We start from the raw sequence: 14,321 nt of genomic DNA, 5'->3' as shown, positions 1-14,321 counted from the left end.
AAGGAGCGATGCAATGAACAAATTCACCCTGGCCGTGCTGCTTGGTCTACTCAGCACCAGCGTATTGGCCGCACCCAAGCCCTGCGAAGAGCTGCGCGCGGAGATTGAAGTGAAAATCCAGGCCGCCGGCGTTGCCAGCTACACCCTGGAAATCGTGCCCAACGCAGAAGCCCAAGACCCCAATATGGTGGTCGGCAGCTGCGACGGCGGCACCAAGAAGATCATCTATCAGAAAAATGGCTGACTCGCGGATGGGTGACGTCTGCGGCTAACCCATACGATCTGCAAAAGACCGGCATGTAGCCCGGATAAGCGCAGCGTAATCCGGGGTGCCGCGATCCCGGATTGCGCCAAGGCTTATCCGGGCTACGGGGGTTAGTAGAAGCCGCCCATCGATGATTTAGCCCACAAACGCCTGGTGCAACTCGGCCAGGCTGTGGAAGTGATAGGTCGGCGCTTCGGCCTGCAACTCGGCAAAACTGCCAAAGCCATAGCCCACCGCCGCTGCATCCAGGCCATTGCGCCTGGCGCCGATCAGGTCGTGCTTGCGATCACCGATCATCAGCGTCGCCTCTGGCGCAAGCTGTTCCTGCTGCAGCAGATGGGCGATCAGCTCGACCTTGTCGGTGCGCGTGCCATCCAGCTCGCTGCCATAAATCACCTTGAAGTGCTGAGCAAAGCCGAAATGCCGGGCAATCTGCTCGGCAAATACCGTCGGTTTACTGGTGGCGATATACAGCGTGCGCTGCTGGTTCTGCAGCAGCTGTAACAGCTCGCCCACACCGTCGAACAGCTGATTCTCATACAGCCCGACCTCACGAAAACGCTCGCGGTAGTGGTTCACCGCCTGCCAGGCCGTGGCCTCGTCGAACTGATAGGTCTGCATAAAACACTGCAACAGCGGCGGACCGATAAAGTGCTCAAGCGCCTGCAGATCAGGCTCATCAATGCCCAACTTGGCCAAGGCATGCTGCACCGAACGGGTAATCCCCTCGCGCGGGTCGGTCAGGGTGCCATCGAGGTCAAACAGGATGGTCGAGTAATGCAACGCCGCTTGAGTCATCAGCTGCCGTAACCTTCCATCAGGTGCTGATCCTTCAACCGCACGTAGTTGTCGGCGCTGTAGCGGAAGTAGCTGCGCTCCTTTTCGCTCAGTTCGCGGGCTTGTTTGGCCGGGCTGCCGACGTACAGGTAGCCGCTTTGCAGATGGCTACCCGGCGGCACCAGGCTGCCAGCGCCGAGCATCACTTCGTCATCGATCACCACGCCATCCATGATGATGCTGCCCATGCCGATCAGTACCCGGTTGCCGATATTGCAGCCGTGCAGGGTGACGTTATGACCGATGGTCACATCGTCGCCGATGTTCAGCGGGTAGCCGCGCGGGTTGAAGGGCCCGGCATGGGTAATATGCAACACGCTGCCATCCTGAATGCTGCTGCGCTCGCCAATGCGGATGCTGTGCATGTCGCCACGGATCACCACCAGCGGCCAGACCGAGCTGTCCGCGCCGATTTCCACATCGCCGAGCACCACGGCCGAGGCATCAACAAAGGCCCGTGAACCGAGCAAGGGGGTGAACTGTTGGTAAGTACGAATTGCCACGATAGAAACCTCTCAGAACCTGTTTACGATCTCGCGAGCTAGAGTCCTGCCAGGCAAAAAACGGCGAGGAAGCGGAGTGTACTTTTGTACATGAGCATTCCGAGCCGGTTTTTAACGCCGCAGGGCCGACGCGCAGCAGATCGCAAACCGGTTCTTAAGCTGCGCCTGGCCTTGATTGTAACTAAGATGGCACCCATGTTCAGAACATGCGCGCGGTTTTGTAGCGCCCTGTGTCCATTCAAGCCTGCCCCTGGGAGCCTTTAGCGCCCGCCGGGGTCACAGCTGCAAACCCATTTCGTTACAGGTGACCTGTCGTGACTGCCAACAACCCACTGCTGCAAGCCTTCGATCTGCCGTCCTATGCCGCCATCCGTCCGGAGCATGTCGAGCCGGCGGTGGACAGCATTCTTGCCGACAACCGCGCGGCCATGAGCCGGCTGCTGGAACAACAGTCTGGCACACCGAGCTGGGATGGCCTGGTGCTCGCGCTGGATGAACTGGGCGCACGCCTGGGCCAGGCCTGGAGCCCGGTCAGCCACCTGAATGCCGTGTGCAACAGCCCCGAGCTGCGCGCCGCCTACGAGGCCTGCCTGCCCAAGCTGTCCGAGTACTGGACCGAAATCGGCCAGAACCAGCCGCTGTTTCAGGCCTATCAGAAGCTGGCCGAGAGCCCTGCAGCCGCCGGTTTCGACGTGGCGCAGAAGACCATTCTCGAACACGCCCTGCGCGATTTCCGCCTGTCCGGCATCGACCTGCCGGCCGAGCAGCAGAAGCGCTACGGCGAAATCCAGATGAAGCTCTCCGAGCTGGCCAGCAAGTTCTCCAACCAGCTACTGGATGCCACTCAGGCCTGGACCAAGCACGTCACCGATGAAGCCGCGCTGGATGGCCTGACCGACTCGGCCAAGGCGCAGATGAAGCAGGCCGCTGAGGCCAAAGGCCTGGACGGTTGGCTGATCAGCCTGGAATTCCCCAGCTACTTCGCAGTAATGACCTACGCCAACGACCGCGCCCTGCGCGAAGAGGTGTATGCCGCCTACTGCACCCGCGCCTCCGATCAGGGGCCGAATGCCGGCAAGAACGACAACGGCCCGGTGATGCTGGAAATCCTCGCCCTGCGTCAGGAACTGGCAAAGCTGCTTGGTTTTGCCAACTACGCCGAGCTGAGCCTGGCCAGCAAAATGGCCGAGACCACCGATCAGGTGCTGCACTTCCTGCGCGACCTCGGCACACGCGGCAAACCGTTTGCCGAGCAGGACCTGCGCGAGCTGCAAGCCTTCGCCAGTGAGCAGGGCTGCAGCGATCTGCAAAGCTGGGATGTCGGCTACTACAGCGAGAAACTGCGCGAGCAGCGCTACAGCATTTCCCAGGAAATCCTGCGTGCCTACTTCCCCATCGACAAGGTGCTTAGCGGTCTATTCGCCATCGTCGAAAAGCTTTACGGCATCCAGATCGAGGAGTTGAGCGGCTTCGACAGCTGGCACCCGGATGTGCGCCTGTTCGAAATCAAGGAGAACGGCGCCCACGTCGGGCGCTTCTTCTTCGACCTCTACGCCCGCGCCAACAAGCGCGGCGGCGCCTGGATGGATGGCGCGCGTGACAAGCGTCGCGATGCGACAGGTAAGCTGATCAGCCCGGTGGCCAACCTGGTGTGTAACTTCACTCCAGCGGTCGGCGGCAAACCGGCGCTGCTGACCCACGACGAAGTCACCACCCTGTTCCACGAATTCGGCCACGGCCTGCACCACCTGCTGACCCGCGTTGAGCATGCCGGCGCATCCGGTATCAACGGCGTAGCCTGGGATGCCGTGGAGCTGCCGAGCCAGTTTATGGAGAACTGGTGCTGGGAGCCGGAAGGCCTGGCGTTGATCTCTGGTCATTATGAAAGCGGTGAGCCACTGCCACAGGACCTGCTGGACAAGATGCTGGCGGCGAAGAACTTCCAGTCCGGCTTGATGATGGTGCGGCAGATCGAATTCAGCCTGTTCGACTTCGAGCTGCACGCCACCCACGGCGACGGTCGCAGCGTGCTGGACGTACTCGAAGGCATCCGCCAGGAAGTCTCGGTGCTGCGTCCGCCGGCCTACAACCGCTTCCCCAACAGCTTCGCGCATATCTTCGCCGGTGGTTACGCGGCCGGTTACTACAGCTACAAGTGGGCCGAAGTACTCAGCGCCGACGCCTTCTCCAAGTTTGAGGAAGAAGGCGTATTCAACAGCGCCACCGGCCGCGCCTTCCGCGAGGCGATCCTGGCCCGTGGCGGCTCGCAAGAGCCAATGGTGCTGTTCGTCGACTTCCGAGGCCGCCCGCCCTCCATCGACGCCCTGCTGCGTCACCTCGGCTTGAGCCAGGAGGCCGCATGACAGATGCACCTGTGAATGTCAGCGCAAAACGCTTTATCGCCGGGGCGGTGTGCCCGGCGTGCAGCGAAATGGACAAGATCCAGATGTGGAACGTGGACGGCGTGCCGAACCGCGAATGCGTGGCCTGCGGCTACGCCGACACCCTGGACGAACGCGGTAACTCGGTACCGCGCGAACTGCCCACACGGGTCAATATCAGCGCACTAAAACCCAAGGCGGCGAATCCCAAGGTGCAAGTTGTGCAGTTCTTTCCCAATCCCAAACTGAAAAAATAGCGGGGTGGCCGCCAGGGATGGTAGGCCCTACAACAGCTACGCCCGCTCAGGGCGTGGCGCCCTCGCCCTGCTGCAGGTTGCGCTCAAGCAGGCGCTGGTAATCACCACTGGCGCGTAATTGCGCCAAGCCCTGATTGAATTGCGCGATGATCACCGCCGCCTGCGGGTGGCTACGCGGCACGATCAGGTGCAGGGTACTGCGGCTGATTGCACTGTCGGAGCGACGGAACTGCTCGACCGGCACCCCAGACAGCTGCAGCGCGGTTTCGCCCAGGCGCCGGTCGGAGATAAAGAAGTCATCGCGGTCCATCAATAGCAGGCGCGCGCATTCATTCAGCCCGGTCGGAGAATGCCGACGTAATTGCCCATCATCGAGCAGTTGCTGAATGATCGGCGGCGGTTGCCAGCCCAGCGGATAACACAGACGCAGGCCCTGCATGCTGGGCACATCGTTGATCTCGATCACCTGACCGGCGCGGCTGAAAATATGCTGCTCGGCGACAAACAGCGGCTCCGAGTAGAGAAACACCTCTTCACGCTGTGGGGTGCGTACGTAAGGGAAAGTCGCGTCGTACTGCCCGCGCAAGGTTTTCAGGTAGCCACGGTTCCATGGCTGCCAATCCAGGCTGCTGTCGATATTGCTGCGTTGCAATGCCGCGCGCACCACCTGCGTCAGCATGCCACCCGCAGGCAGCGCCTTGCCGGTAAAGGGCGCGTAGTCATCGCCAGTAACCAGACGCAACGGCGCCGCCAGGGCGCTGGTGCAGAGCAGCAGGCTCAGAAGTAGACAAATCAGTGTTGGTACAGGCATCAACTCTTTGGCCTTAGCGCCGAGCGGCGCGACGCAGAGCAGCAGTCATCCTGACTCCCAGTGTAGGTGGCGCTGCGTGCAGCATCAGTCAAATAATCCTAACTGGCTATCACCCATTATCGGGACAACCACAGCGGCAGGCATAGGTGCAGTGGCCAACCGCTCGGCCAGCCCCGCGGCCCGCTCCGCACGGGTGGCCACGGCTTCGCTTAAACGCGGCGGCAAAGCCCAGATTTCCACCTTGTGTTTGGCGCGGGTAATGCCGGTATAGAACAGGCTGCGGGTCAGCAGGGGGCTGGGTTGCTCGGGCAACACCAGCAGCACCTCGGCGAATTCCGAGCCCTGGCTTTTGTGCACGGTCATGGCGAAGGCGCTGTCATGGCTGGGCAGGCGTGCCGGGGCGAAGGGGCGGTAGCCGTCCTCGCCTGAACCCCCGCCTTCAAAAAAGACCCGCAGGCCGTATTCGCTGTTCAGGCAGATACCGATATCGCCGTTGAACAGGCCGAGGGCGTAGTCGTTCTGCCGCACCATCACCGGCCGGCCGACATACCAGCGCTCACGGCTGGGCACCTGGCTGCGGCGCTTGATGCGCGCCTCCAGGGCTTCGTTGATGCCGGCCACGCCCCAGGCGCCTTCACGCTGGGCGCAGAGTGCGCGGAAGGCGTTAAAGGCGGCGAAGGCCGCGTGTGGATCGGCGCTTTTGGCGGCGGTGATAAAGGGCGTGTAGCCCTGATCCAGACGCTCCAGCAGATCATTGGGCGTTGGTGCGGCATTCCAGGCCAGGTCGCTGCGATCTTCTTTGAGCAGGTTGAGGGTGCCGCTGACATCGCCGCCGTTGATCCGCCGCGCCAGTTCGCCGATACCGCTATCGCCGGCAAAGCGGTGGCTATGGGTGAGCAGCACCACCGCATCGCCGAGCTGCGAGCTTGGTTGATTGACCGGCACCTGCTGTCCGGTGATACGTTGCAGCTCGCTGGCGGCCTGGGCGTCGAAGCCGCGACCCTCGCAGAGTTCGGCGAACACCGCACCGGCTTCCACGGCGCACAATTGGTCCTTGTCGCCCAGAAGGATCAGTCGCGCGCTGGGCGGCAGGGCGTCGAGCAGTTTAGCCATCAGCGCCAGATCGACCATTGAGGCTTCGTCCACCACCAGCACATCCAGCGCCAGCGGGTTGGCCGCGTTATGCCGTACCTGCGGACTATCGCCACGGCTACCGAGCAGGCGGTGCAGAGTGCGCGCCTCGTCCGGCAGCGCCGCCTTGATCGCCTCGCTGACCGGCAACGCGGCCTTGGCATTGCGAATCGCTTCGGCCATTCGCGCCGCCGCCTTACCGGTAGGCGCGGCCAGGCCGATGGCCAGCGGAGCGCCGCCCGGATGTTCGCAGCCGGGTTGCTCAAGTAGCGCAGCAAGCAGACGCACCACGGTGGTGGTTTTGCCGGTGCCGGGGCCGCCGGAGATCACCGCCAGCTTGCGCCGCACCGCTTGCGCGGCGGCCAGGCGCTGCCAGTCCGGCTGCTGCTGGTTAAAGGCAAATAGGCGACCGAGGCTTTCGCTCAATTGCGCCTCATCCACCACAGGCAGATCGGCGGAACGCAACAACAACTGTTCGGCCAACTGGCGTTCGTAGGCTTGATAGCGCGCCAGATAGAGGCGGCCATGCTGCAGAATCAATGGTCTGAAATCGCTATCACCGCCCACCAACAACGATGCTTGCAACTGCGCCTGCCAGTCGCTGAGCGTTGGCAAGCGCAGTTCATGGTCCGGCCAAGGCCGCTGCCCGGCGAGGCGGGCCAACGGCAGGCACACATCGCCTTTATCCAGGGCCATGCAGAGCAGCGCAGCCGAGGCCAGGACCACAGGCGAGGCTTGCGGATCGAGACGCTGCAAGCTATCGACCAGCGCGCGTTCCAGCGGGCCAAGGGGCAGATCAGCAAACGTCATTGTCCACTCCCGTAGGGTGGATGGCGCTTCACCCATCCACCCATAACAACGGTGGATGAAAACCGCGTCATCCACCCTACCCAACCCATCCCTGTCGATCCCGTAGCCCGGATGCAATCCGGGGAATGGGTCAGGCACCGCGCGGTCCGTTCCCGGATTGCATCCGGGCTACACAACCCCTGTAGGAGCGGGCCATGCCCGCGATGCGCGTGCGCCGCTAAATTTTCGCGGGCAGGGCCCGCTCCTACAAAAGCAGCCATCACACCTCTCCTTCGAACAGCTTATCCAGCGCATCCAACAGCCCATCGCTGGGCCGCGAGAAGTACACCCCGGCGCTCGGCATGCCGCGTAGAAACAGGTAGTAGGCACCGCCCAGCTGCTCATTCTGGAAGTCATCCAAGCGCTGACGCAGGAAGCGCCGCAGCGCCACCAGGTAGATCAGGTATTGCAGGTAGTAATGCTCGGCGGCCAGGGCTTGCAGCAGGCGTTCACCGCCGTAGTAGCTGGCGTCCGGGCCGAGCCAGTTGGACTTGTAGTCGGCGATGTACCAACGCCCGTCGTGCTCGAAGGTCAGGTCGATAAAGCCCTTGAGAAAGCCCTTAAGGTTGTCGAACTCCAGACGCGCCGCCGCCTCGCGCATGGGCGCGGCCAGGCCATGGGCCGGGTCGCAGAGAATGGCGCGCAGGCGCTGCACATCCAACCCGGCCAGGGGGAAGGTAAAGCCCAGCTCGGGCAAGCGCCGGCTTGGATTCAGACCAGCGAGGGTCAGGCCTTGGCCATTTAGATCAGTGTCGATCACCTGCTGCAATTGCGTCAGTGCCACCGAGCCCCAGTCACCGCTAATGCCATGGCCGCTTAGCCCTGGCTCGATCAGCTCATTCAGCGGCGCCTTGACCCGCGCCCAGTCTTCGAGAATGGCGTGCAGGCAAGTACCGGCCCGAGCACCACGGGGGAAGGCGAAGAAACCGCTGCCCGGCTCACTGGCATCCGGTAGCACCAGGCCGTCACGATCCGGGGCCTCCATATGCATACCGGCGGCCAGGCCCGAAAAGCTGCCGATGCGCCAGGCGCTGTGCAGGCTGCGTTGCAGGCTGGCCAGTTGCTGCGGGGCTGGCGCGCGTTGTTCACCGGCGGCGCTGGCTTCGCTGTCACGCAGCGGTTGGATGGCCACCTGGCCTTGGCTACTGGCGGCCAGTTGTTCGACCTCCGCTCGCAAACCCTGGGGCGTCAGGGTTTGCAGATGACCCGCCAGCTCGGCCAGGGCATCCTCACCGGGCAACTGCCGACCGTGCAGCAGCCAGGCCAGGGCGCTGCTGTGCAGGCCGCTGTCGCCGAGGGTGCCATCCTTTCTCGGCTTGCAGTCCACCGGGCCCCAGTGCAGCCACAGGCGGTCACGCGCACGGGTCAGGGCCACATAGGTCAGGCGCAGTTTCTCGGCAAAACGCTCATGACGGGCGCGCTCACGATGCGTGTCGAGCTGCTCGCTGCCCAGGTCCAGCAGCGGCGTGCCGTCGTCGGCGTGGCAGCTGATGTCTTCGCTCTGGCGCAGCAGCGCGCCGTCCCACAGGTAGGGGCAGAACACCAGCGGGTACTCCAGGCCCTTGGAAGTGTGGATGGTGACGATCTGCACCCGCTCGGCATCGCTCTCCAGGCGCAGCAGGGCGTCCTCGCCATGGGCCTCGGCGCTGCGTTGGGCGTTAAACCAGGCGAGTAATTGCTCCAGGCCAGGGCGTTGCAGACTTTCGCTTTGCAGCAACTCAGCCAGGTGCAGCAGGTTGGTCAGGCGGCGCTCACCATCGACCAGCGCCAGCAGCCGCTGAGCCACCTGCTGCTCGTCCAGCCAGGCGCGGAAGGCGCGCATAAAGCCTTGTTGCTGCCAGAGTTGGTGATAGCGCTCGGCGGCTTCGCGCTCGCGGTCCCAGGCTTGGGCGTCCTCACTGCAAGCGGCGAGATCGGCCGCGCTGCGGCCCAGCAAACGGCTGGCCAGGGCATAACGCAATGCGCCCTCGCGGCCCGGTTCGGCGTAAGCGGCGAGCACGGCGGACAGCTCATCGGCCTCTTCACTGTGCCAAACGTTTTCCTTGCCGCGGCGCACGCTGGGCACGCCACGGGCGGCCAGCTCGGCGGCCACTTCGCCGGCCTGGCGGTGACTGGCGACCAGCACGGCGATATCACCACCTTTGAGCGGGGTACGCGTGCCGTCCTGCTCGCCCTCTTTATTTTCAAAAAAGGCCTGGCCCTGACTGCTGGCGCTAAGCACCGCAGCGATACGCCGCGCCGTGTCGCGAGCGACTAATGCCCCCGCTTCACCCTTGCCCAGGTAGTCGTTATCCAGCCAGACCAACGCCAGCGGCGCGTCGGTTTCCTCATCGATACGCGGCAATACCAGTTGCGCCCGCGCTTTGTTACTGGCCCCGACCTGCTGGTAATCCAAGCCTTTCTCGGCAAAGGGCATGGGCCGGTCGAATAGCTGATTCAGCGCGGCGATCAGCTCGGGCGTGGAGCGGTGGTTGGTGGCCAGGCTGTATTGCCGCGCGGCTTCGCTGCGGGCTTTCAAATACGTGGCTAAGTCAGCACCGCGAAACGCGTAGATGGCCTGTTTCGGATCACCGACAAAACACAGGTCGCCGGCATCCTGATAAATACGATGAAACACCCGGTACTGCACCGGGTCGGTGTCCTGAAACTCGTCGATCAACGCTACGGGGTATTGCGTACGCAAGGTGCCAGCCAGGTGTTCGCCGCCCTCACCCTGCAGCGCCTGCTGCAATTTGTTGAGCAGGTCATCGAAGGCCAGCAGGCGCTGCGCGGCCTTGCGCGCCGGCAGTTGCTCGTTGAGCTGATGGATCAGCCGTACCTGCAGGTCGATCAGCCGTTGCTCGGCCTCGGGCTGCGCCGCATCCAGCGCGTCGCACAGCTCCTGCAAGGCGGCAGCCAGTGGATTGGCCGGGGCTTCGCAGCCCTTCTTGCTGGCTTTGTTCAGCCCTTCGCGGGCCAGCCGGCGGTGCGCCTCGGTTTTGCTGAACAGTGCGGCGGCATCGCTGAAATAACCGTCCAGCTCGGCCTGCCAGACGCCCAGCTTGGCCGCGTTGCACATATTGCGCTTAAAGCCGTCAAAGGCCCTGAGCTGCGCCAGCCAACCGGCACTTTCACTCAGCCAGCAGCGCTGCGCCTGCTGCCAGGCGGCGCGCAATGCGCTCATCTCGCTGCTGGTACCGGGCTGCGGTTCGATACGCAGATACGGCTTGCCCAGGTGGTTGCGCAGGCGCTTGCGCAGGCTCTGCGGGGTGATTTTATGCTGCACCAGAAACGCCGCCCATTCCGGCTCGGCGGCGGCCAGCTCATGGCGCCAGAGGTCGGCGAGCAGGGCGTCGATAATCTCGCGATCATCATGGGTCAGCTCGTTGTCAAAATCGCCACCGGCCTCGAACGCGGCGTCCTGCAGGGCGCGCTGGCAGAAGCCGTGAATGGTGAAAATCGCGGCCTCGTCGAAGCCATGCACCGCCAGCAGCAAGCGCCGATGGCTGGCCGCATCCGGGTACTGAGCATGCAGATCGTTGAGCAGGCTGTCGCCGCTGGCCACGCCGTCGTACACCGCCAGCAGCTCGGCCAGGCGCTTGCGAATGCGCTCGCGCAGCTCGGCGGTGGCGGCGGTGGTAAAGGTCACCACCAGAATCTGGCTGACGCTGAGCTGCTTCTCCAGCAGCAGGCGGGCATAGAGCGCGGTCAGGGTCCAGGTCTTGCCGGTGCCGGCACTGGCCTCGATCAGCGAGCGGCCGGTGAAGCTGTCGTGCAGCAGATTCAGGCTGGCGCTGCTCATGCTTCGTCCTCTTCACTGCCTTGCAGGGCATCCAGCGCCGGGCCGTAGAGCTGCTCGGCGAGGGCTTCGAAGCGTTCGTCCAGGGCCTCGCGGTCGCGGAAGGCCAGGGCATTCCAGGGGTCCTGGCCTTCGCCGGTCATATGGTCATTACCCTGCCACATCAGCCGCGCTTCGCTACGGGCGGCGTCAATCGGTTCCTTGCGCCCGGGGTTACGCCATTTGCGGGCAAAACCGTGGCTGCATTTGGCAAAGAGCGGCAGCGGCTCGCACAGCGCGCTTTTGTAGGCCTCCAGCCAGGGCAACAGCAACCCACGGGCATCGGCCAACGGGCCCAGGCGCCATTCGCTTTTCGGCGAGAGCAGGCGACTGTCGCGACTGATGCCGGGCGTGGCGGCGCAGTTGAGCAGCAGATGACGCAGCCAGAACGGCGCCAGCTCCCACGCGCCGAGGTCGCGCAGGCGGTAGTCGAACAGCCCGTCGCGGGTCACGCCATCGAGCCAGCCGTGGATACGTACGCCAGCCAGTTCGAGGTCCACCAGCAGCGGTTGCGGCGCGTCATCCGGGCGTTCGTCGAACAGGGTTGGCGCAAAGGCGCGAATCGGCCCGCGAATTTGCCCCCAGTGCGCCTGGCCCAGTTCGCCCACCGGCAGCCAGCCGGAGGCAGCCGCCACAGCGCGCTCCTGACGCTCGCTCCAGCCCTGCTCGATGGCCTGCAAGGCCAATTGGCGCAGGCCGTGCTGGCTGGTCCACTCGACGCTGAACGGCTCGTCGCCGGCCAGGGTTTCCTCGCTCTGCGCCAGGCGCAGGCCGAGACGCTGTTCCAGCAGGTAGCGCGCCGGGTGTTTAAAGCAGTGGATCAGCTGGCTGGGTTCGATGCTGAGCGGAGCGCCGCCCGGCCAGTCTTTATCCGGCTTATCCAGCCGGCTGGCAAAGGGAGCGGGAGCTTCCACCGTCTGACTCAAACGCTGGGCGGCGCGGAACCAGGGCGCGGCAAAGCCGGCATGGCGGTTACCGGCGAAGTTGCCCGGCGCGAAGGGTTGCAATGGATGGTGGTGAGTGATGTGAGCGCTGGCTTTTTGCTTTTGTAGGAGCGAGCTTGCTCGCGATTTTTCGGCGTTGCCCGGATCGCGAGCAAGCTCGCTCCTACAGGTTGGTACGACAGCCGTGAGGTCAACCACATCGAGCAGTTCGCTGACCAGCACCGAGGGCGGCAGCTCGGCGTTGCTGCGTGGGTCGCGGCCGACATAGCTCAGGTACAGGCCGCCACGGGCCGAGAGGAGGATTTCCAAGAGCAGATAACGGTCATCCAGACGCCGTGCCCGGTCGCCACGGCGGGGTTTCTGGCCGATCAGGTCGAAGCCCGCCGCCGGGGTACGGCGCGGCAATGCACCGTCATCCAGGCCGAGCAGGCAGACCAGGCGGAACGGCAGGCTGCGCATCGGCACCATGGTGCAGAAGGTCACCGCGCCGGTGAGGAAACCCGAGGCGGCGCTGCCCTGCTCCAGGGCGGCGGTCAGCTGCTGACGAATCAGCGCCAGCTCTATCGGCCGCTCGACCCCTGAGGCGTCGCCCTGTTCTTTGAGCGCGGCGCAGGCCTTGGACAGCAGCAACAAGGTGTCACCAGCCTCGCGTTCATCGAACAGCTGATCGATCAGCCCTTGCAGGCTCTCGGCCCACTCACGCAAAGGTCGTGGCCGTTGCAGGCTCTGTGCCAGCGCGGACAGACGCTCGACAAAACCGGCCAACCGCCCGAGCAGTTGTGTGCGCCCGCCTTCCAACGCATCCAGCGGCCAACTGGTGCCCAGCAGCGGCGCGGCCAGGCCGGCCAGTTGCGGCGGCGCGGCAAAGCCCAGCAGCAGGCGATCCAACCCTTGCCTCCAGGTAAAGGCGGCATCGGCGGGCAGACCCAGCTGCTCGCGGTGCGTTTCATCGCGGCCCCAGCGCACGCCAGCGTCGCGCAGCCAGTCGCGCAGCAGCGGCAGGTCTTCGGCTTCGATACCGGCGCGACGGGCGATGGCCGGCTGTTCCAGCCAGGCGAGGATTTCCTCGGCGGCAAAGCGGCTATCCGGCAGCGCCAACAGGTTGAGGAAGGCCTCGATCAGCGGGATTTCCGCGCGCAGGCTGCGGTCGGCCAGGCTGAAAGGAATCCGCGGCACACCTTCGCGGGGGGCGAACACCGCCTCGATATAGGGCGCGTAACGCTCGATATCCGGGGTCAGCACCACCACCTGATCGGGGGTCAGGCCGGGCTCGGCGGCAAAGCGTGCAAGCAGCTGGTCATGCAGGATTTCCACCTCGCGCAGCGGCGAGTGGGCGATGTGCAGCTCCAGCGAGCGGTCGTCTTCGCGCAGCTGCAGGCGCTCATCGGCGGCGCGAGTACGCAGGCGCAGAATATCGTTCTGCAGCGCCTGCAACAGGCTGGCGTCGTGCAGGTCGGCATCCTCGGAATACAGGCCGATTTCCTGGCTGCCTTCACTGGAAGCCAGGCTGAACAGGCTGTCGAAAAAGTCGCGGCCCTGCTTGCCCAGGCTGGCCAATAGCGGATGGCCGACATCCAGATACCAGTCTTCTGGACCGGCTTCGGGCTGCCGCGCCAATTCACGGATATCGCGAATCTCGCCCCAGGCTTCGCGGCAGGGATTGAGGGCGAAAATAATCACTTCCGTATGCCGCGCTAGGCCTTCTAACACGCGCATATGGTGCGGCGGCAGGGAGCTGATGCCGAATACCAGCACGCGCTCGGGCAACCCCAGCATGGGTTCAGGCTGATGCAAGCGGGCAAGCAGCTCTTCCAGTAGACGAGCACGATGCGGATGGCCGTCGCGTGTCAGCTCGCGCCAGAGCAGCGCCTGCCAGGCTTCGTCCGGGCCAAGATCAAGCAGTTCATTGCGCTCCCAGGCGGCCAGCCAGTCATCGCGATACAGCAGGTATTGGTCGAATACGTCGGCGATCTTAACGGCCAATGACAGCCTGCGGCGCTCATCGCCACCGTCCAGGTAATGCGCCAGGCGCGGCGCCTCACTCAGGTGAGCCGGTTCGCACAGCCAGTCATACAAGCGCCAGCTCAGGCTGCTGGGGCTGAACGCCGATTGCTCCGGCAGCTGGCCCAAAGCCAGGCGCGACAGGTCCCAGACAAACTTGGCCGGCAGCTGCACCTCCAGCTGCATGGCGATGCCCTGCTTACGCGCCAGCTCCAAGGTCAGCCAGCGCCCCATACCCTGGCTCGGCACCACCACCAAGGCCGGCGCAAAAGGTTCGCGCATCGGCGTGGCAAGCAGGGTGGTGGCCAGCTCGCCAAGGGTTTCCAGGTCTGGTGCGTGGTAGAGCGTAAGCATCGGCAGAATCGCATCCGTTCAGTAGCGGCCAAGGTTATCAGCTCACGCAGCCTGGCGGCATTGCACGACAGTCTGTGTCGCGCGCTGGCGCGGATGGCCAACCCCAGCTAAAGCTAAATACAGGGTCTGCGCTTCTACAAGATGGGCCTTTATAACAAGTAAAAACCACGC

At 64.1% G+C, this 14,321-nt stretch carries 9 protein-coding genes; 3 read left to right on the top strand and 6 right to left on the bottom strand.

Going from position 1 to position 14,321, the window contains the following annotated elements:
* Positions 1 to 13 precede the first annotated feature (13 nt).
* A complete protein-coding gene (locus tag Q8M42_RS09620) occupies positions 14 to 244 on the top strand; it encodes a DUF1161 domain-containing protein (protein WP_275959874.1) in 231 nt (76 codons plus the stop codon).
* 156 nt (positions 245 to 400) lie between these two features.
* Here Q8M42_RS09620 and Q8M42_RS09615 read toward each other — a convergent pair whose 3' ends face one another.
* Both Q8M42_RS09615 and Q8M42_RS09610 read right to left on the bottom strand, forming a co-directional pair.
* Positions 401 to 1,048, bottom strand: a complete 648-nt coding sequence (locus Q8M42_RS09615) for an HAD family hydrolase (RefSeq protein ID WP_304863747.1) — start codon at positions 1,046 to 1,048, stop codon at positions 401 to 403.
* 14 nt (positions 1,049 to 1,062) lie between these two features.
* Positions 1,063 to 1,605, bottom strand: coding sequence for a gamma carbonic anhydrase family protein (locus Q8M42_RS09610; protein ID WP_275959875.1), 543 nt, complete (start codon positions 1,603 to 1,605; stop codon positions 1,063 to 1,065).
* Positions 1,606 to 1,919: 314 nt separating this feature from the next.
* Here Q8M42_RS09610 and prlC point away from each other — a divergent pair, with 314 nt between their 5' ends.
* Both prlC and Q8M42_RS09600 read left to right on the top strand, forming a co-directional pair.
* Positions 1,920 to 3,968 (top strand): oligopeptidase A, encoded by a 2,049-nt coding sequence (gene prlC, locus Q8M42_RS09605; protein WP_304863611.1) that lies wholly within the window; start codon positions 1,920 to 1,922, stop codon positions 3,966 to 3,968.
* Positions 3,965 to 4,243, top strand: coding sequence for a YheV family putative zinc ribbon protein (locus tag Q8M42_RS09600; protein ID WP_304863613.1), 279 nt, complete (start codon positions 3,965 to 3,967; stop codon positions 4,241 to 4,243). The genes prlC and Q8M42_RS09600 overlap by 4 nt, the downstream gene beginning before the upstream one ends.
* Positions 4,244 to 4,289: 46 nt before the next feature.
* On the opposite strand, the gene Q8M42_RS09595 is transcribed toward Q8M42_RS09600, so the two are convergent.
* The 4 genes from Q8M42_RS09595 to recC form a co-directional block, all read right to left on the bottom strand.
* Complete coding sequence (locus Q8M42_RS09595) at positions 4,290 to 5,054, bottom strand: ABC transporter substrate-binding protein (RefSeq protein ID WP_304863615.1); 765 nt, start codon at positions 5,052 to 5,054, stop codon at positions 4,290 to 4,292.
* Between the two features lie 84 nt (positions 5,055 to 5,138).
* Positions 5,139 to 6,995 carry an exodeoxyribonuclease V subunit alpha gene (gene recD, locus Q8M42_RS09590; RefSeq protein WP_304863617.1) on the bottom strand — a complete coding sequence of 619 codons (1,857 nt, stop codon included), beginning with the start codon at positions 6,993 to 6,995 and terminating at the stop codon, positions 5,139 to 5,141.
* Positions 6,996 to 7,254: 259 nt separating this feature from the next.
* On the bottom strand, positions 7,255 to 10,815 hold the full coding sequence (gene recB, locus Q8M42_RS09585; RefSeq protein WP_304863618.1) for an exodeoxyribonuclease V subunit beta: 3,561 nt from the start codon (positions 10,813 to 10,815) through the stop codon (positions 7,255 to 7,257).
* Positions 10,812 to 14,150 carry an exodeoxyribonuclease V subunit gamma gene (gene recC, locus Q8M42_RS09580; protein WP_304863620.1) on the bottom strand — a complete coding sequence of 1,113 codons (3,339 nt, stop codon included), beginning with the start codon at positions 14,148 to 14,150 and terminating at the stop codon, positions 10,812 to 10,814. The genes recB and recC overlap by 4 nt, the downstream gene beginning before the upstream one ends.
* Between the last annotated feature and the right edge of the window lie 171 nt (positions 14,151 to 14,321).

The organism is Pseudomonas sp. (genome assembly GCF_030684895.1).
In the GTDB taxonomy this organism is placed as follows: Bacteria; Pseudomonadota; Gammaproteobacteria; order Pseudomonadales; family Pseudomonadaceae; genus Aquipseudomonas.
Note: the sequence above shows the minus strand (reverse complement) of the source record. Positions and strands in the feature narration are given on the sequence as shown.